Genomic DNA, 18819 nt, shown 5'->3' with positions numbered 1-18819 from the left:
ATATTAGATGGACACTATCACACCCCGGCACATGCCGGAATGGAACAGAGGAAGATTATGATGAAAAAGAAATCGAACGAAAAGAAGGCCGGATGGATCGTCCGGGAACCGGCGGAATTGCTGAAGTTCCTGTTTGAAATGATGCCGGCGCAAAGCAGAAAAGCGGTGAAAGGCATGCTTGCCCGCGGACAGGTCACCGTCAATGACAATGTGACGACACAGTTCAATGAGACACTTGCACCCGGCGACCGTGTCACCATCCTTTCCCAGGGGGCCAACCCCAAAGTGAAAACCAAAGGGATCGGAATCCTGTATGAAGATGATGATCTGATCGTAATCGACAAGGATGCCGGCCTGCTGACAATCGCCTCGGATAAGGAAAAACAGGCGACCGCCTACCGGCAGCTGTCGGATTATGTAAAAAGCGCCAATCGGAAAGCCCGCATTTTCATCGTTCACAGGCTGGATCGTGATACTTCGGGGGTCATGCTGTTTGCGAAAAGCAAACAGACCCAGCAGCGCCTGCAGAATGCCTGGAAGGACAGCGCACGGGAACGGACATATATTGCACTCGTCGAGGGCACCGTCAAGGAAAATGGCACAGTCACCTCCTGGCTGACGGAGGATAAGACGCTTACGATGCGTTCAAGCTCCAGACCGAACAAAGGTCAGAAAGCCGTAACCCGCTATAAGGTATTAAAAACCGGCCGTGAATCATCCCTGCTGCAGGTGAACCTGGAGACCGGCCGTAAAAACCAGATCCGCGTACACATGCAGGACCTCGGCCATCCGATTATCGGCGACAAAAAATACGGTTCCCGTAAAAATATCATCGGCCGTCTCGGGTTGCATGCAAGTGCTCTCCAGTTCAAACATCCCGCGACCGGGGAAGTATTACGGTTCGAATCAAAAATCCCCGGATCTTTCACACGCAAGTCCTGATCCGCAACAAAAAACACAGCTTCACGAAAAAAAGGCAGAGCCCGGGAGGCTTTGCCTTTTTCTGTGAGTCAATCCATTGGTGACAGCGAAACCGACGGATAATTCCTCAGCAGTACAACATCCCCTTCTTCAAAAGAAGTGACGAATGACGACATGCCGCCGTACTCAGGATCGCCCAGGGAAAACCGCGCTTTGACACGGTCCGGATGTGTGTATGTCTCAAGAGTGCCGTACTGCACCTCATCTTCTGCTGTGATTTCATATACACCTGCCGGGAAGTCCTCACCGGCAACCCACATGCCTGTGAACAGTTCCGATACTTCCTCCGTTTCATGCGGAGTGAAGTTCACATTTTCCAGACCGTTGATTTCAATCGACTGGCCCTCTTCGAGGAAAGCGATGACCTTGCCCGAACCATAATCCTGTGCTTCCTCTTCGCCATTGAGCGTCGTACTTAAAACAGTCATGTCCTCTTCATTAGTGATGAACAGGTTGCCTATGCCGGTATCGGCAGTAATCACATATCTTCCGGCAGGAACATCATTCCCGACTTCATGGGTGCCGGATTCAAGGGTCGTCTCCTCCCCTTCGCCCATCAGGCCGCTGTAGTCCTTCGGCTGGACTTCAGTTTCCTCAGAACCACCATCCGTACCTTCAGACTGGCCTTCATCGGAGGATTCCGAATCATCCGGCTCGTTTGTATCCTCCGATGTTTCTTCAGCCGTTTCCTCCTCCGTCGACTCCTCCGGAGCAGAACCATCGCTGTTCATCCAGCTGTTGATTTCATCCGCCAGAGAATTGAACGGATTGCTGCAGGCACCGAGGAACAGTACACTTCCCAGTACCACTGTGGCAAGTTTTAATGATGCACTCCTGTTTTTCATAAGAATAACCCCATTCACAAGTTTGTAACAATTCAACTTAATTATAGGGCTGTGCTGGAGAGCGGTCAAATCGATTTTTTCTGTCCCAATTACAGATACGGGAGCATAATCTTTTTAATATAATCTTATACTTTCTCTTTCAAGCGGCCATTGACAAAATTCTACTGTATGTTTTTCTGAAACTCCAATACTGATATCATTGTTTTCTGCGTCCGGGAAGAACCGGCATGTGAACACTTCTTCCCCTGCATTTACAAAAATCTCCGCCGATGAGTGATCGAGATAGATTTGCAGTTTATCGAGACATTCAAGCTCAACCGCCCGCTGCTCCCGCCCGGTTTTATCAAAAGTATCCCTTTCGACGGTAAACTTCCCATTTTCGAAAACAATACGGATGTCTTTTCGGATTTCCATTTCAAAACCGTTTTTCAGGGATTCATCAAAATTGACGGCAATTTCCGAAGCCGGAGAAACAGTTTCCGTGCATATTTCCGATGGATGCATATTCAATTCATATCTTGTTTCCGCTCCACGAAGCGTTTCAAGTTCAGGAACAGGTTTCTGAATGATTTTCCCCGCCTTTACTCCGAGCACCCTGGGAAGCGTCAAAGCATGGATCCAATTGCTGGAGAGGGTCGGATGACTCTGCTCCCGGTCATCAGTCATGCCCATCCAGCCGACCATTATTCTCCGTCCGGTATCATCCTGCATGGTCTGTGGTGCATAGAAATCGAACCCTCTGTCAAGTTCGGCAAATGTACCATGTTCAAAACTCACTTTTCCTGCATCAAAACTGCCGGTGAAATATCCTGCCTGATACAGATTCTGATAAAAGTCCCCTTTTGCCTCGAGCCCCTGCGGACAGACAATCAGTACATCTTCTCCATCCAGACGGAACAGATCCGGGCACTCCCACATATATCCGAAATTACCGAGGCCATTAATATTGCTTCCGGCGACCGGCCCGAGAAATTCCCACTCTTCCAGGTCAGAGGACTGCGCCAAAACCGCTTCGCCCTGCCCGCTTACATTCTGGGCGCCGAGCACCATCAGCCATCGACTGCCTTCCTTCCACACTTTCGGGTCTCTGAAATGCGGAGTATAACCTTCAGGGAGATTTAATACCGGACCTTTCTTCTCAAAGTTCATACCATCATCCGACACCGCCAGACACTGATATGTTGAACGTTCATTCCGTTCATTCTTCACATTGCCCGTAAAGAACAGATACATCTTCCCTTCATGCTCCACTGCACTGCCCGAATAGCAGCCGTCTTTGTCATACCACTCGTCCGGCACAAGTGCCGCTTCCTCCAGCGTCCAGTCTGTCAGATTCTGTGACACATAGTGTCCCCACGACTTCCTGCCGTGCTTTGTCCCGAATGGATTCCACTGAAAAAACACATGGTAGACACCTTTGAAGTGGATCAGCCCATTCGGATCGTTCAGGAGACCCGCCGGCGGCATGAGGTGATACCGGAGACGGTGCACATCGTTTCCGATTACACTCCTGTTACCATTGACCGCTTCAACTATACATTTACGGTAATTCATATTTTGAACCATTTAATAACTCCTTCTAGGCTTCTTCAATCTTTTCTTTCTGCTTGTCGGAATAGCCGAACAGCCAAGTCAGTACAAAAGCGACTGCAATGGCCACCAGGTTCACAAGGATATACATGATAATCTGCTCATTCAGGTACAGCAGCGTACCCGGTATGACCGTGATTGCCATCCCTGAGGCTTCAAGGCCGGTAACGGAGGCGAGGAAGCCGCCTGCTGCGCCTCCGATGAGTCCCATGACGAAAGGTTTGAAATATCTCAGGTTCACCCCGAATATTGCCGGTTCGGTAATCCCGAGGAAAGCCGAGAATGAGGAGGGCAGCGCCAGCGCTTTCAGTTTTTTGGACTTCGTCTTCAGGCCGACAGCAAGTGTCGCCCCGCCCTGGGCTGCGATTGAAGCAGTGACAATGGCGTTGTAAGGGTTCGCCCCCAGTTCGTTGAGAAGCTGTATTTCGAGCATGTTGAAAATATGGTGCACACCGGTGATTACGATAATCTGGTTCAGCCCGCCAATGAGTATCCCGCTGAGGCCGAACGGCCATGCGAGTACAGACAGTGTCGCATCCAAAATGAGTCCTTCCAGTGCATGGAAGACGGGGCCGATTACGAATAGAGCCAGCGTAATCATGATCAGAAGAGTCATGAATGGGGTGACGATCAAGTCGAGCGCCTCAGGCACTTTATCGCGTATCCATTTTTCAAGCTTTGCACCCAGTATGCCTGCGATGAATGCAGGGAGCACCGATGCCTGGTATCCGACAACCGGTATGAAACCTGCAAACATGATTGGTTCTACGCCCCCGCCTGCAACATCCCAGGCGTTCGGCAGTGCCGGACTCACGAGCATCAGACCGAGAACCATGCCGATAATCGGCGTGCCGCCGAATACCCTGAATGTCGACCAGGCGACGAGCGCCGGCAGGAATATGAATGCAGTGTCAGTCAACACTTCGGTGAACAGCAGGAAGTTGTCCGAAATATCATCGGCCGACAACCCGATGAGACCGAGTATTTCCTCCTGTACAACAAGTCCCCGCAACCCCATGAAAAGCCCGGTCGCAACCAGTATCGGGATGATCGGAACAAATACGTCACCGAATGTGCGTATTGCCCGCTGGAACATATTCCCCCGCGTTCCCGCTTCTTTTTTAACCTCGCTTTTACTTTTCCCTTCCAGGCCGGATTTGAGCACTTCCTCATATATCCGGTTGACCGTCCCGGTTCCGAGTATCACCTGGAACTGTCCGGAATTGTAGAATGCACCTTTGACTTTGTCGATATCCTCTACGGCATCCTGGTCGATCTGTTCTTTATCACTGACGACGATACGCAGCCGTGTGGCACAATGTGCAACAGATTCAATGTTATCCTCCCCGCCGGCAGCTGCAATGATTTCCCTGGCGACCTTACTGTTTTCAGTCATTTCAAACACTCCTTTTCTATATGATATAAAATAGGGAATCGATTCCATATATAGTTTAAAAAAATGAAGATGAACCGAATGATTACGTTTTCATCCTCATTATAAACTATCTCTCGATATCAGTTTAAAGTCAAGAATTTTTTTGTCAGGCCCGTTATCAAAACCATTTAAAATGCTCAGCAGAATCTCTGCCCCTGCCCTGCCGGCTGCTTCAAATTCATATTCGACTGTCGTCATGGCAGGTTCGATGAAACGGGAAGTTTCAGATGAACCGATGCCAACGACTGCCACCTGACCGGGGACGGAGATCCCCGCTTCCCTCAAGTATTTCCAGACGCCGATACCCATGCGGTCCGTCGCCGCGAAAATGGCATCGATATCACCGGTACCATCAGAAAACATGCGGGATGCTGCTTCATATCCTGATTCGATTGAAAAGTCACCGGTTTGTACCGATGGCGCCCCGCTCTCAAGTCCATGACGCTCCATGACATCAAGATAGGCCCGCTTCCGCAGTACACCGACTGCCTGGTCAGCGGCCTCCACACCAACATAGCCGATTTTCCTCCGCCCGCTTCCGATCAATGCCTCCATCAATTTTACAGCTGCCCCGTAGTCATCGAAGACAACAGACGGAATGCCAGAGTCATGAGGGACTTCCTGGCCAATCACGACGACCGGCACTTTGGAGTCCTGTATTTCTCTGATCAGGTCTTCATCGGTGTTTGTCGCAAGCAGTACAATGCCGTCCACCTGCCTGTTCTGCAGCAGTCTCAGGTGCTCGATTTCCTTCACTTTGTCCAAATTTGTACTGGTCAGGAGGATCTGATACCCTTTTTCACCGAACACTTCATTCATCCCATCAACCGTCCTGGAAGAAGTGTCCGTACTGATTTTCGGAAGGATGACACCGATGATTTTGGTTTCTTTTGTCCTTAAGGATTTGGCGTGCTGGCTTGGTACGTAACCCGTTTCCTCGATTACATCCAGCACTTTCTTCCTCGATTTTTCGCTGACATATCCAGAATCATTGAGCACCCTCGACACAGTCGTCCTGGAGACGTCGGCAAGCTTCGCTATATCTTTGATCGTACGCATCTGAAAATCACCTGTATCCGTCTTTCAATTTAAATCACTGTCATCTATGACTATATCAGAATTGCAGTGTTTACACACCCTGTTTCACAGCTTCCGCCAGGAACATCGAGGTATCCTTTTTCATGAATATCTCCTTGCCGTGATGGAATGTATGGACAAAGACAGATTCAAACCCCGCTATCTTCAATTTCTCTTCCATCTCTTCGTGGGTGAAGCCGCTATGGACTTTAGGAATGATCACTTTTCCATGCTCATCCAGTGTGTTATAAAGCTGCTACAAAAGCCCGGCAGTGCCGGGGACATGCAGCAGGACGAGTGACACGAGGATGACATCCGCTTTCAGTTCGCTATTACCCTTCGTAAGGTCCAGATGCAGCGCTTCAAAATTCTCCAGCCCGCTTCTGCTGATTTTGGCCTCCGCCACTTTTACCATCTTTTCCGACGCGTCGGCAATCAATGCGGAATCGAAATATCCGGCCAGTTCCAGGCTGACAAGTCCTGTACCGCCGCTGTAATCAAGCAGTGCCCCGTGGCGTCCATCTCCGAGTACCCGCTTCACTTCGTCTGTGATGACTTCTCAAGCTCGGTTCTCTCTTTCGTATCATACTTTTTCGCCACCTCATTGAAAACATTCTCTTACATCATGCACCTCGTTAATCGTCAGTCTTTTGCAGTCAATTTCTTCTGCTCTTCTGCCATTTTACCAAACAATTCCCGGAGTTCCCCGTTCTCTGCCTCTTCTGCATAATTTTCCAACAGACGGCGGTTCGTCCGGGCATCTGTTATCATCCCGAACTCATCCTGGATCTTCTCTGCTTTTTTGGCGATTTTCTTGTGCCTGACGGATGACAGCTTCCCAAGATACTTTGCCGGAAAGCGCACCTTTTTGGCCCGCTTCCTCGTCTCATGGACTTTCTCGAAGTCATCCAGGTCGGCATTTTCATACTCATCATTCAGTTTTTCCTGCTTTTTAATGAGACGTTTTTTGATATACACGTCCCAGTCCTCTTTCTCGTCCAGCGTGAGGTTCTTGATTCCGGTCTCGACCGTCTCCATCGCAGACTCTGCAGTTTGTACATTGGTCCTGTTGAATGTACGGCGCATTTCCCTTCGCCGTTCTTTGCCGAGATGGTTGAACAACGCTTTGTAATGATTGCTCAAACCGGGTTTCCGGCGCGCAATCTCGGCACACCACTCCGTCAGTATATCCACTTCGCGCACCGGGCCGTAGATCATCGCCAGTTTCTTCAGCTCCCCATTCAGCTTCTGATACTCTTCTCCGTCCATCACATTCTTAAGGAAGTTCAGCATGCTGCGGAGCTTCCTGCTGTCCGTGCGGATCCGATGGGCCGTCTCTTTGTCAAACGGATTATTCTGATAGTCGGTATATGCCTTTTCCAGTTTATCCAGACGTTTCAACAGTGTCTTGTGTATCTTTTCCATAATCTCCTGATTCACCTTTCGTTCCCGCCTTATATATTTACGGTGTATTTACCCGCTGCGGCAGAAATTATGGCTGTCATCCGTTTAAAATATCCTGCATCACTCCATGGACACTCGTCTTATAGATCCCGCCGAACTTCGCAAGGTGGACCATCAGGAGGTACAGGCGGTAGAAACGGATCCGTTCCCAGGCACCTTCCCCAAGCGGATATTCGGCTTCATAGGCATCGTAGAAGTCTCCGGAGAAACCGCCGAACACAGTGGTCGCCCCGAGATCGAATTCCCGGTCCCCGTACAGCGGGGATGGATCGAAAAGTGCCGGCCTGCCGTCGGAGAGGAACATATAATTGCCCGCCCACAAATCGCCGTGCAGAAGGGACGGTTCGCTTGAATGTTCCTCCAGTGCTGCTGTCATGACGTTCCGCACTTCCATGTATGTTTCCGAGTCCTTTATTGTCCACAGACCTTTATCCACGATTCTTTCCTTCAGTACATCCATCCGCCGTGCGATGAAAAGCTCACTCCATGAATCCGTCCATCCGTTGTCGAATGAAATATCGCCGCCTTCATGCCGCTGACCGAAACCAAACATCCCGTCATTCTGATATGTCAGATGCATCTTTGCCACCATCTGCCCCAGATCTTTCTGGCTGCCGGACCCTTCCTCCAAATAGGTCAATAACAGCCAGGCACCGTCGTCAAACTCTCCACTGCCGAGTACTCTCGGGGCGGTGATGCCTGCCTCCTCAAATGCTTCGAGCCCGGCGATTTCCGCCGCATAGAACGCTTCAGATCGTCCCGGCTGGACAAGGAGGAATTCCGGGTCATCGTCCGTTTCTACCCGGTAGGCATCGTTGACGTCACCGCCTGGGACCGGAATGATATCCCTGATGCCGTCCACCGGCAGTTTTTCAATCCATTCCTGATTCAATATGCTCTCTCCTTCCGCTGCGATTTCATATGGAACACTCTTCCCTTTTACCGGCAGATTAAAAAGCGGCAGCCGGATTTCGGCTGCCTCTTTCTAACATCATCTTCTGATTCCTATTGTGCGTCCCATCTCTTTGATGTCGACGTCATCATCCTGCATATTGTAGTAATCTGCGACAGTCCGTGCAAAAAAATCCGGGAACGGTGCCGGACGTCCTGTCTGCTGGTCCATGCCCATGTACATCACTTCATATGCTGCACACTGCTTACCGTATGAATCATGCAGGGTCATGAAGACATGCAGGCGTTTGGCGTCGTAATCATGGATTCTGATACGGACGGTAATCTCATCCCTGCCGAAGACTTCCTTCTGATACACGATATGGTTCTCGAGTGTGAAGATCGTGTAGGAAATCTCCTCGATCTTCTCCGTATCAAGCCCCATCTGCGACAGCCATGCCATGCCGGCATCGCTGAACGCACGGCCGTATTCACCGTCGTTCATGTGGCCGTTGTGATCGACCCAGTCCATTGGGACGGTCGTTTTGTACTCATACGTTTTCACTGTCATAACTGAGCCGCCTTTTCATTTTTTCTCATCGCTTCAGTCTGAGTCAGCCAGTATTCTTCCGCCAGCTGTTTCACCTTCACCAGGAATTCATTGCGGTTCTGGTCGAGCTCGGACATCGTATAATCATTTGAAGAGGATTCACATCCGCTTACAACACTATCATACAGATTTTGTGTGAGTTCAGGGGCTTCGAGCTTCGTCCACGGCTTTTTGAGTGCCGGGCCAAACTGCTTCAGCATGTGGCGCATGCCGCCTTCGCCGCCTGCCAGATGGAATGTCATGAACGGCCCGTGCTGGGCGTAGCGCAGTCCCGCACCGTGTGTGAACGCCTTGTCCACTTCCTCGGTCGTTGCGATGCCGTCATTGACGATATGGAGCGCCTCTCTCCACAGCGCCTCCATCAGGCGGTCTGCGATATGGCCCTCGATCTCCTTGCGCACATGAAGGACATCCATACCGATGCTTTCATACACCAGTTCCGCCTTCTTCACGTTCTCCTCGCTCGTCCTCCCGCCCGGCACGATTTCGACAAGCGGGAGTATATAGACCGGGTGGAACGGATGTGCCACGACAAAGCGTTCCGGATGCTTCAGATTCTGCTGGAGTTCGGACGGCATGATGCCGGAGGTGCTCGAGCAGATCAGCGCCCCGGGCGGTGCATAAGCATCGATTTCACGCAGCACGTAATCTTTGATGGATTCCACTTCAGGCACGTTCTCCTGGATGACATCCGCGTCCTTCACCGCTTCAGCGAGATCCGGGGTGAATGTCAGACGGTCGATGGATGCCCCCGGCGCAAGCCCCAGCTGCTCGGCATACGGCCAGTTCTGCCGCACCTGCTTCATCATCGCTTCATAAGCACCGTCGGCAAGGTCCGTTGCCACGACATCATGGCCGTGAGCAAGTACGCGTGTAATCCAGCCGGAGCCGATGACGCCTGTTCCTACGATTGCGAATTTCATCATTGGCCTCCTTTCGGATCTCTGAGGCTGTAGAATTCGCGCGCTTCCTGCGGTGTCATCGGTTCGGCACCCTGCTCCTTCAGGATTTCCACCGCTTTTTCAACCAATGACTCATTCGTCGCCTTGACGCCTTTGGCCATATATATATTATCCTCCAGCCCGACGCGCACATTACCGCCGCGTTTTGCCGCTTCCTCGACTGTCGGCAGCTGCATGCGGCCGATGCCAAAAGCAGACCAGTGGGCATTTTCCGGGAGGCGTGTTTTGAAGTACTCGATCGTCTCCGCATCGTTTTCAGCCCCCCATGGAATACCGAGACAGAATTGGAATAAAGGCTCGCCTTCGATGAGATCTTCTTTTATCAGCTGCTTGGCAAAAGCGATATGTCCGGTATCGAAGCATTCCAGCTCAGGTTTTACATTCGCATCCTTGACGAGTTTCGCCTGCTGCCTCAGCCAGTCCGAAGGACTCAGGTACACCGCATCACCGAAATTGACACTTCCGCAGTCGAGCGTGCACATTTCCGGCAGCAGTGCACCGATCGGCTCGTGGCGTTCCTCCGGCGTCTGCATATCGGATCCCTCTCCGGCCTGGTACGGGTTGTCCATGTCCGGGATGAAGTCTCCACCGCCGCCGGATGTCAGATTGATAACGACATCCTGGTCGGATTCACGGATCAGGCGGACCGCTTCACGAAACAGTTCCGTATCATGGCTGATGCCTCCTGTCTCAGGGTCACGCACATGCAGGTGAGCAACCGTCGCACCGGCTTTCGCCGCCTTTATTGCCGAATCCGCTATCTCCTGTGGTGTCACCGGTACATTTTCGTTCTTTTTCACTGTATCTCCAGCGCCTGTTATCGCCGCAGTAAGCATGACTTTCCTAGTCAAAACTACCGACCTCCGTTGTCATTATTTTTCAACACGTGGATTAGTGTACCAACCGGTCGGTGTTTTTTCAATGGTTTAGATTTAATCTTTTTATTTTTCCGTATAGCTGCTCAGACGATCGAGTACCTTCCTGCGCATATCGTCATCTATCGCATCCAGCCCGAACACCTCGGACAACCACAGGCCGTCCACCGCGAGGCGGATGATGGTGGCATCAACATTGTCAATACCGTCCTGCTCTATCTTTTCCTGCCAGCCGATATACGTTTCCTGCAGCGGCGCGAGCAAATCGCGGTTGATGCCCTGGGCGGCAAGCATTCCTGATGTGATGTTTGCATTATCCGCCCTGATCTGCCGCGTCGCTTCGATGAAAGCGCGCAGCCACTTGCCATTGGCCCCATCATCCAAAGAGACATGACTGTCCACATTATCGCGGTACATCTGGTCCGCGTGTTCCACAAGCCCGCGGATCAGTGCATCCTTGTTTTTGAAGTGATAGATCAGACCGCCTTTGCTCACACCTGCGCGTTCCGCGACGGCATCCAGCGTCAAATAATCACTTCCCTGCTCATTTACAATGCCTGCAGCCGCCTCGAGCAGCTGCATTTTCTTAGAAACCCTTGCCATAGTCATCCTGCCTTCCGACACTATTTGTATTTTGATGTTCACTGTTCCCAAGCAGCCTGTTGATATCCTCAAGCCAGCCGTCTCTTTTGAAAACCACAAACAAAAAGACATCTCCGTCCTTCGTAATTATCTTTATACGGTTGGGAACCACCAGGAGGCTCATCGCCGGAACAGCTTCAGCAATCCCTTCAAGGTAAATCTCGGTAAGAATGCCCTCCCCCGGATCCTCTCCCGCGTGATACAGCTTTTCTTCCGTCAGGTAGAGTCTGCTGGGCAGACCTCTCACAGGCTTTCTCATCTGGCCGATGCCTTCACGGACTATTTCACTATAACTGATATCCATATAATTCCCCCTGTGATTATAATTCAGCGATTAATCCTACATTAACATTACCCATTAAAAATTCTATGAAATCTGTGCAACCCCATTTGGAAAGGAAGTCTGTGAAATGATACTGAATATCCATCTTTTTAAAGTTTTTTTAGACCAGTGAAGGGTAAAATCAAGTATAATATAATATATACTTATACTCATACAATTAAAAGGATGTGTTATTAGATGTACAAAGATATTCTGCTGCCCTACGATTTCGGAAACTCCTTCGTCAATGTGCCCGACCAGCTTGTCAAGCTCACAGGACAGAATGAAGAAGCTGTAATTACGATCTTCAACGTGATTTCTGAGACCGAGCAGGCGGATAATGTGAAGTACCACGGCAAGCATTTCGAGGATATATGCAAAGATAAAGTCGAGGACCTCAAACCATTCACCGACCAGCTTGATGAACGCGGCCTGAAGTACAGGACTGCCTTCAAAACCGGCCGTATCATTCCGGAATTATTGAACGAAGTGAATGAGAACGATTATGAAATCGTCGTTATGAGCAACAAGCGTTCAAAACGCGACATCAAACATGTACTGGGTCACGTTACACATAAGCTCGCAAAACGCGTCAACATACCTGTCCTCATCATCAAGTAGACATCCTGTTCCAAAACACCCGCCAGTCTGCAAAACCAGACCGGCGGGTGTTTTTATGCGACTGTTCAATTGGAGTAGACACCTTGGTTCCGGGGTAGATATATATAAGACACTGAAGCGATGGAGGTCGATGTATGTTAAACAGAGAAGATGTACTGGACTTTGCCCATGAACGTTACGGGGTCAGACCGGATTATCCGTGGAAGAAATTTCCCAATTTTGCAGTAATCCGACATGAAGATAACGGCAGATGGTTCTGCCTGATCATGGATTTGACCAGAGATAAGCTCGGCATGGAAGGGACTGAAAAGATCGACGTCCTCAATGTAAAAGTACGCGGGGAGTTCATAGGCCCTTTAAGGGAAAGGGAAAACATATATCCTGCCTATCACATGGACAAAAATAACTGGGTAAGCATCGTTCTCGATTTCACCCGGAACAAAGAAGACATCAGAGACCTGATTGCGGAAAGTTACGAACTGACCGCTGGATGACTTACCCTTATATCAGTTCCGGCCGGGAACAATCATGTGATACAGGAGCCCCGTCCGTCTTGCGATTGTGCGGGCATCTTCCGGCTGGTCGCTGGCAAGCCACCATTCCATTATTCCCAGAACGCCGTACGAGAAGAAACGGACCGCGACTTCCCTGTCCCTTTCGCCTTTTATGAGATCCTCCATTTCCACTCTCGTATCATCGAGGAGGAATTGCAGGAACCGGTTGCGGAAATATTCGGTGCTTCCTTCACCAAGCATGTTCGAGAAGAATATGAAATGCTTCTCTATGTATTCGAACCACAGGAACTCGGATTCACTGTGTTCAAGTCCCTTCCCCAGTTCAGAGCGGTACTTCAGGGCTTCGATATGTTCATCGATGAGTGAGTCGAGCAGATCATATTTATCCGTATAATGCAGGTAGAACGTCTTGCGGGCAACGTTGGCGCATCTCGTAATTTCCATCACGGAAATATCCTCAAAACTCTGCTGCTCAAGCAGCCCGGTGAATGCCCCCTTGATTGCATCTATCGATTTCGCCACTCTTCTGTCCGTCTGTTTCATAAACTGGAAATCCCCATCTCATGTTATTACTCACTGAAAGCTAATGTGAGTATTAATTCACAGTTTCATCAAATCTGGTTATAGCATTACCTGGAATTCATAGTATATATTATACACAAATGTGTAATTAGCAGGCAAATCGGTAAAGGAAGAATCTTTCCTTTATACAGCCGGCAAGGAGGCAGTTATGAGAGTAGAATTGACGAAATTCAGAGTGAAGCCGGGCAAGAGCGAACGTGTGGATGAGTGGTTCGAGTATATGCACAACCACATGGATGATGTACTGCTCGGCCTCGAAGGCGAGAAGATGTACGTCGAGACGATTTTCCGCGAACGGTTCGACAACAGGGAATATCTCTACTGGTACAGCGTCCAGGATGATGACAATCCGGAAGCGATTGAAGACGCATATATTGATCAGAAACATATCGACTTCATGAACGAATGCATCGACAAGACATTCCGCCCGGATGACATGGAAGCGGAAGTCATGATGATGCCGGAAAAAGTACGTGATGTGATGAAATAAGCTTAACCACCTTGTCCCCCTGGCCGGCAATCCGGCCAGGGGGACATTATGTATCCAGCCATACCAGCCCCTACACCCAAAGTTTGATTTCAAACCAAAATGGTTTCCAAGATCAGGAAATGAGGTAGACACCCTATATCAATAACTTTAAAGGAGAGATAGTAAAATGGGACGACTGGAAAACAAAGTCGCGGTAATCACCGGCGGCGCAGGTGGTCTCGGAAAACAGACTGCACAAATATTCCTTGATGAAGGAGCTAAAGTGTCTTTGATCGACCTTGATAAATCAAAACTGGATGAAATCAAAGCGGAGCTCGGCGGTGACAATGTACTGACGATAGAGGCGGATGTGACCAAAGAGGACGATGTGAAAAACTATGTAGAGAAGACCGTTAGTGAATATGGCCAAATTGACGTATTCTTCAACAACGCAGGCATCATCGGAGACATCGCGCCGATAGATGAGCAGTCATTGGACAACTTCAACAAGGTCACCGGCATCAATGCCACCGGCGTATTCCTCGGATTGAAGCACGTCATACCTGTCATGAAGGAACAGAAAGCCGGCAGCATCATCAACACTTCTTCAGTGGACGGATTGAGAGGCAGTCCGAATCTGTCACCTTACTCCACATCCAAACATGCGGTTGTCGGGCTGACCAAGACAGCGGCACTGGAGAACTCAGAGTTCAATATCCGGGTCAACTCAGTCCACCCTGCCCCGGTAACGGGCAACATGATGGAGACCGTTGAAAAAGGACTCAGCGAATCACAGCAGAACGAGCAGACAGAAGTCAAAGAAGCACTCACAGATAGTGTGCCGCTCGGCCGTTATGCCGAGTCGGAAGACATTGCCAACGTCGTACTGTTCCTCGCATCAGACGACAGTAAATTCGTCACAGGTTCACAGTACAGAGTCGACGGCGGCATGGGCGCCACAAGCTGATATCAAAAGAATACTGATTAAGCAGAAAAGGGGAACCGAAAAATCGGTTCCGCTTTTCAAATATGTAAAATTAAAGGTAAGTCAGGGATAACCACTAAAATAATTCACGTCGGGGAGGCACTACATCATTTTACCAAAGATTACCATGGCTCCGGAAACCGCCTCCATTTACAGTTATTTGAATATTCGGTATAATCCCATGTAAACATCATCCTAAGAGGAGTGGATCCATTGAATGCCATACTTGTCGCCATCCTGGGACTCGCCGTTTTTGTTCTGGGCTACCGCTACTATTCCAAATTCATCGCAGAACGTATCTACAGACTTGACCCGAACTACGTTACACCGGCTCACAAATATAAGGACGGTGTGGATTTTGTGCCGACGAACAAATTCGTGCTGTGGGGCCACCACTTCACTTCCGTCGCGGGTGCCGCGCCGATTCTCGGTCCCGCCATTGCCGTCTACTGGGGCTGGCTGCCGGCCTTTCTATGGGTCGTCCTGGGAACCGTCTTCGCCGCCGGCATCCACGATTTCGGTACACTGGCACTGTCGGTGCGCAATAAGGGCCAGTCGATCGGCACAATAGCTGAGAAATTCATCGGAAGACGGGGGAAAATCCTGTTCCTGTTCATCATACTGACGCTTGTACTGATGATCAACGCAGTCTTTGCCTGGGTGATTGCAAACCTGTTCATTACATATCCTGCAAGCATCGTCCCGGTCTTCATACAGATACCACTCGCCATATGGATCGGTTATGCGGCATACAAACGGAATGTGAGGATGCTTGTACCTTCCCTGCTTGCACTTGCTGTCATGTACCTGGGGGCGATTGTCACGGCGGAGGTCTCGTGGCTGCAGATCGACCTCGTCTCCTATATGGGCGGTGAGGAAGCTGCGGGGCTGTTCGGTCTCGGTTCCGTTTCAACCGCATTCATGATCTGGATTGTCATCCTGCTGATCTATGTATACATTGCGTCGACCCTGCCTGTATGGAAGTTGCTGCAGCCGAGGGATTTCATCAACTCCCACCAGCTGACTGTCGGACTCATCATCATGTATGCAGGCCTGCTGCTGACGAACCCGACCATCAGTGCACCGGCTACAAACGGGGATGCAGACACCTCCTGGCTGCCACTGTTATTCATCACGATTGCCTGCGGAGCGATTTCAGGCTTCCACGGCCTCGTGTCATCAGGCACATCTTCCAAGCAGCTGGACAAGGAGACCGATGCCCGCTTCGTCGGCTATTTCGGAGCAGTCGGTGAAGGCATACTTGCACTGATTTCAATCCTTGCGGTCGTAACGCTGTTCAACAGTGCCGATGAATTCACTGCCACCTACTCCAGCTTCAATGAAGCCAATGCCACCGGGCTCGGCAACTTTGTCGAGGGGGCGGCAGTGCTTGCCGGGGGCCTCGGCATACCGGAAAATGTCGCAACGACAATCGTATCCATCATCGTCGTGAGCTTTGCCGCCACGACACTTGATACCTCGGTCCGCCTTATGCGGTATATCATCGCAGAGATCGGTTCTGAGTATAAAGTGCAGCCACTGACAAAAAAGCATGTCGCCACTTCTGTCGCGGTCGTCTCCACTGCAGCACTGGTCCTCATCCCAGAAGGACCGAATGGTTTCGGTTCCGGCGGCTATCTCATCTGGCCGCTGTTCGGAACATCCAACCAGCTGCTTGCCGGAATCAGTCTGCTGCTGATTTCCATATGGCTGAAGAGGCGGGGCATCAACTATATCGCCACACTCATACCGATGATCTTCCTCCTTTTCATGACATTGTACGCGATGTTTGTCCAGGTGTTCTTCGAATGGGCCTGGTATGCAGAAGAATCAAACCTGTTGCTGTTCATACTGGGGGCAATCATATTTGTCTTCTCGATATGGATAATCATCACATCCATACAGGCTCTGAGCGGCAAATTCGATGATGAACTTGAAAAATACCGGAACGACTGATCAATGAGGTGATAATGATGTTGGACAAAGCCAAAAAACTGGTCCGCTTTTATGAGGAAGTGCTTGAAATGCCGCACCGGACGGAAGTAGCAAGGGAGCTGAGAGACCAGGATGACATGTTCCTGCTCCTCCTCTACTCCGAGATGATCGGTATACCAAATCCGGTCTACTACTATACTCTGGAACTGTATCCGCACATCATAGAGGATTTCCATGACTGGCATCTCCGCATGGGCATGGACAAATCACCACTGACAGGCATCCGCTGCTGCTGATCATATTAAAGGAGCATACCTATGAGCATTTATGACAAAAAGATTCTTTTCATCGGAGGGAAAGGCGGTGTTGGAAAATCCACATCCGCTGCTGCCATCGCATGGAGACTCGCAAAATCAGGGAAAAAGACCCTGCTCGTCTCAACTGACCCGGCACACAACCTCGGGGACATCTTTTCACAGCAGATCGGCGGCGAGACAACAGAGATAGCAGATAACCTCCATGCACTGGAAATCGATCCGGAAAATGAAACGAAAAAATATATCGACTCAGTTAAAGAGAACATCAGAGGCACTGTACAATCCAGCATGATTGAGGAAGTCAACCGCCAGCTCGATACAGCCAGAGCTTCTCCAGGCGCAGATGAATCCGCACTATTCGACAAACTGGTGTCCATCATTCTTGAAGAAGCAGGAGAATTCGACCACCTTGTATTCGACACCGCCCCCACAGGGCATACAATCAGGCTGCTCACACTGCCGGAACTGATGGGCGTGTGGATCGAGGGACTATTGAAAAAGCGTCAGAAGACAAACGAGAACTATACCCAGCTGCTGAACGATGGAGAGCCAATGGAAGATCCAATATATGATGTGCTGCTCGAACGTCAGAACCGTTTCGAGAAAGCACGGAAAATCCTTCTCGAATCCGGGAAAACCGGATTTATCTTCGTACTGAATCCCGAGCGGCTGCCGATACTCGAATCAAAGAAAGCCGTCGACCTGCTTGACCAATATCATCTGCACGTAAAAACACTCATCGTCAATAAAGTCCTGCCCGATGAAGCCGACGGCAGCTTCCTCGAGCAGAGACGGCAGTATGAAGGCCGGTATCTCCGGGAAATAGAAGATACATTTACAGATCAGAAGCTGGTCCACGTCCCCCTTCTTCCCCATGACATCACAAGTGTTGATGAACTGGATAAGTTCAGCGGGTATTATGAGATGGGATGAAACAAATTAATAAAAGCCTCCACATAATAATGGAGGCCGTCAAAAATCACTAGAGCAGTCCTATCTGCTCTTTTTTTATGTAGATGTTGACCAACAACCAGAAAACATACCAAATTACCCCTTATACCTAAAACTGCAGAGTACTAAAACCTCTAATGAAAATACTACACTGTTTTCATAAAAATTCCCAGGTATTCGTTCAAACTTTTTGGTACTTGATCAAAAGCGATATCCAGATTGAAATTATGATGGCACCTTTTCAAAAAATAGCAACACACATAAATATCAATACTATCAAATAGAATTATGTCACTCACTTGATAATTAGATATTGTCGGAACCAGCCCAAACTTACCACTATAATTATTTATTAACTTATGCAGTGATGCTTTAATATCTTCTCTTGTGAAATTCAAGGGGGAATCCCAGTACATATCAGATATCAATTGTGAAGTGATTATCTGTTCTCCAAACCTCATGTAATTTATAGTATCCGTATCATCACTGAAGAACGTAGACGAATCGGTCAAAACAATCACATTGACATGTAAAGATTTCAACAACCTACTTAGATCAATCTGTTCCCTTGGACTCAGTCTCGATTCGGGATATAGATAAATCAGCATAGTCTTATTATTAGATTGCTTATTCATCTCATCGATTAGCAAAGGAATAATTTCGAGCAACCTATTGATTAATCTTGAATAATCGACGGTAAAGTCGTACTCAAACGTCAACTGCTTGATAAATTGCCTGTGGTCAAATCTT

General features: G+C 49.4%; 22 protein-coding genes. 8 read left to right on the top strand and 14 right to left on the bottom strand.

Going from position 1 to position 18819, the window contains the following annotated elements; all coding sequences use genetic code 11:
* The first annotated feature begins 60 nt into the window (after window positions 1-60).
* Window positions 61-942, top strand: coding sequence for an RluA family pseudouridine synthase (locus tag WN59_RS13175; protein WP_082099324.1), 882 nt, complete (start codon window positions 61-63; stop codon window positions 940-942).
* A gap of 68 nt (window positions 943-1010) precedes the next feature.
* Here the strand turns inward: WN59_RS13175 and WN59_RS13170 are convergent, their stop codons facing one another.
* From WN59_RS13170 to WN59_RS13115, 13 genes are all read right to left on the bottom strand, one after another.
* Window positions 1011-1826: a hypothetical protein gene (locus tag WN59_RS13170; RefSeq protein ID WP_046580851.1), complete on the bottom strand. Its 816-nt coding sequence runs from the start codon at window positions 1824-1826 to the stop codon at window positions 1011-1013.
* A gap of 114 nt (window positions 1827-1940) precedes the next feature.
* Window positions 1941-3392 (bottom strand): glycoside hydrolase family 32 protein, encoded by a 1452-nt coding sequence (locus WN59_RS13165; protein ID WP_046580850.1) that lies wholly within the window; start codon window positions 3390-3392, stop codon window positions 1941-1943.
* Between the two features lie 13 nt (window positions 3393-3405).
* Window positions 3406-4812 carry a sucrose-specific PTS transporter subunit IIBC gene (locus WN59_RS13160; protein ID WP_046580848.1) on the bottom strand — a complete coding sequence of 469 codons (1407 nt, stop codon included), beginning with the start codon at window positions 4810-4812 and terminating at the stop codon, window positions 3406-3408.
* Between the two features lie 99 nt (window positions 4813-4911).
* Window positions 4912-5910 (bottom strand): LacI family DNA-binding transcriptional regulator, encoded by a 999-nt coding sequence (locus WN59_RS13155; RefSeq protein ID WP_046580846.1) that lies wholly within the window; start codon window positions 5908-5910, stop codon window positions 4912-4914.
* Between the two features lie 70 nt (window positions 5911-5980).
* Window positions 5981-6151: a hypothetical protein gene (locus tag WN59_RS13865; RefSeq protein WP_231577243.1), complete on the bottom strand. Its 171-nt coding sequence runs from the start codon at window positions 6149-6151 to the stop codon at window positions 5981-5983.
* A gap of 33 nt (window positions 6152-6184) precedes the next feature.
* Entirely contained in the window at window positions 6185-6469 is a 285-nt protein-coding gene (locus WN59_RS13860) for a class I SAM-dependent methyltransferase (RefSeq protein WP_052747457.1), read from the bottom strand.
* Between the two features lie 101 nt (window positions 6470-6570).
* Window positions 6571-7353, bottom strand: coding sequence for a CHAD domain-containing protein (locus tag WN59_RS13145; RefSeq protein WP_046580844.1), 783 nt, complete (start codon window positions 7351-7353; stop codon window positions 6571-6573).
* 76 nt (window positions 7354-7429) lie between these two features.
* Window positions 7430-8284 (bottom strand): fructosamine kinase family protein, encoded by an 855-nt coding sequence (locus WN59_RS13140; RefSeq protein ID WP_046580843.1) that lies wholly within the window; start codon window positions 8282-8284, stop codon window positions 7430-7432.
* 99 nt (window positions 8285-8383) lie between these two features.
* A complete protein-coding gene (locus WN59_RS13135; protein WP_046580841.1) occupies window positions 8384-8854 on the bottom strand; it encodes a thioesterase family protein in 471 nt (156 codons plus the stop codon).
* Window positions 8851-9816: a 3-hydroxyacyl-CoA dehydrogenase NAD-binding domain-containing protein gene (locus tag WN59_RS13130; RefSeq protein ID WP_046580838.1), complete on the bottom strand. Its 966-nt coding sequence runs from the start codon at window positions 9814-9816 to the stop codon at window positions 8851-8853. Before WN59_RS13130 ends, WN59_RS13135 begins: the two co-directional genes overlap by 4 nt.
* Window positions 9816-10691 (bottom strand): BKACE family enzyme, encoded by an 876-nt coding sequence (locus tag WN59_RS13125; protein WP_046580835.1) that lies wholly within the window; start codon window positions 10689-10691, stop codon window positions 9816-9818. The genes WN59_RS13130 and WN59_RS13125 overlap by 1 nt, the downstream gene beginning before the upstream one ends.
* 105 nt (window positions 10692-10796) lie before the next feature.
* Window positions 10797-11333, bottom strand: a complete 537-nt coding sequence (locus tag WN59_RS13120; RefSeq protein ID WP_046580832.1) for a TetR/AcrR family transcriptional regulator — start codon at window positions 11331-11333, stop codon at window positions 10797-10799.
* A complete protein-coding gene (locus WN59_RS13115; RefSeq protein WP_046580830.1) occupies window positions 11317-11676 on the bottom strand; it encodes a hypothetical protein in 360 nt (119 codons plus the stop codon). The genes WN59_RS13120 and WN59_RS13115 overlap by 17 nt, the downstream gene beginning before the upstream one ends.
* A gap of 216 nt (window positions 11677-11892) precedes the next feature.
* On the opposite strand from WN59_RS13115, the gene WN59_RS13110 reads away from it, so the two are divergent.
* Entirely contained in the window at window positions 11893-12315 is a 423-nt protein-coding gene (locus tag WN59_RS13110) for a universal stress protein (RefSeq protein ID WP_046580828.1), read from the top strand.
* A gap of 134 nt (window positions 12316-12449) precedes the next feature.
* Window positions 12450-12809, top strand: coding sequence for an MmcQ/YjbR family DNA-binding protein (locus tag WN59_RS13105; RefSeq protein WP_046580824.1), 360 nt, complete (start codon window positions 12450-12452; stop codon window positions 12807-12809).
* A gap of 12 nt (window positions 12810-12821) precedes the next feature.
* Here the strand turns inward: WN59_RS13105 and WN59_RS13100 are convergent, their stop codons facing one another.
* Window positions 12822-13373 carry a TetR/AcrR family transcriptional regulator C-terminal domain-containing protein gene (locus tag WN59_RS13100; protein WP_046580823.1) on the bottom strand — a complete coding sequence of 184 codons (552 nt, stop codon included), beginning with the start codon at window positions 13371-13373 and terminating at the stop codon, window positions 12822-12824.
* Window positions 13374-13560: 187 nt separating this feature from the next.
* Between WN59_RS13100 and WN59_RS13095 the strand changes: the two genes are divergently transcribed.
* The 5 genes from WN59_RS13095 to WN59_RS13075 all read left to right on the top strand — a co-directional run bounded on the left by WN59_RS13095 (window position 13561) and on the right by WN59_RS13075 (window position 18051).
* Entirely contained in the window at window positions 13561-13902 is a 342-nt protein-coding gene (locus WN59_RS13095; RefSeq protein WP_046580821.1) for a DUF6176 family protein, read from the top strand.
* A gap of 166 nt (window positions 13903-14068) precedes the next feature.
* The gene (locus WN59_RS13090) at window positions 14069-14848 is read left to right on the top strand and encodes an SDR family NAD(P)-dependent oxidoreductase (protein WP_046580818.1); all 780 of its coding nucleotides are present in this window, start codon (window positions 14069-14071) and stop codon (window positions 14846-14848) included.
* Window positions 14849-15079: 231 nt separating this feature from the next.
* Window positions 15080-16822 (top strand): carbon starvation CstA family protein, encoded by a 1743-nt coding sequence (locus WN59_RS13085; protein ID WP_046580816.1) that lies wholly within the window; start codon window positions 15080-15082, stop codon window positions 16820-16822.
* 17 nt (window positions 16823-16839) lie between these two features.
* The gene (locus tag WN59_RS13080) at window positions 16840-17097 is read left to right on the top strand and encodes a cory-CC-star protein (RefSeq protein WP_017549432.1); all 258 of its coding nucleotides are present in this window, start codon (window positions 16840-16842) and stop codon (window positions 17095-17097) included.
* A gap of 21 nt (window positions 17098-17118) precedes the next feature.
* Complete coding sequence (locus WN59_RS13075; protein ID WP_046580815.1) at window positions 17119-18051, top strand: ArsA family ATPase; 933 nt, start codon at window positions 17119-17121, stop codon at window positions 18049-18051.
* Window positions 18052-18819 lie beyond the last annotated feature (768 nt).

This window comes from Salinicoccus sediminis, from assembly GCF_000986795.1.
GTDB lineage: Bacteria > Bacillota > Bacilli > Staphylococcales > Salinicoccaceae > Salinicoccus > Salinicoccus sediminis.
Note: the sequence above shows the minus strand (reverse complement) of the source record. Positions and strands in the feature narration are given on the sequence as shown.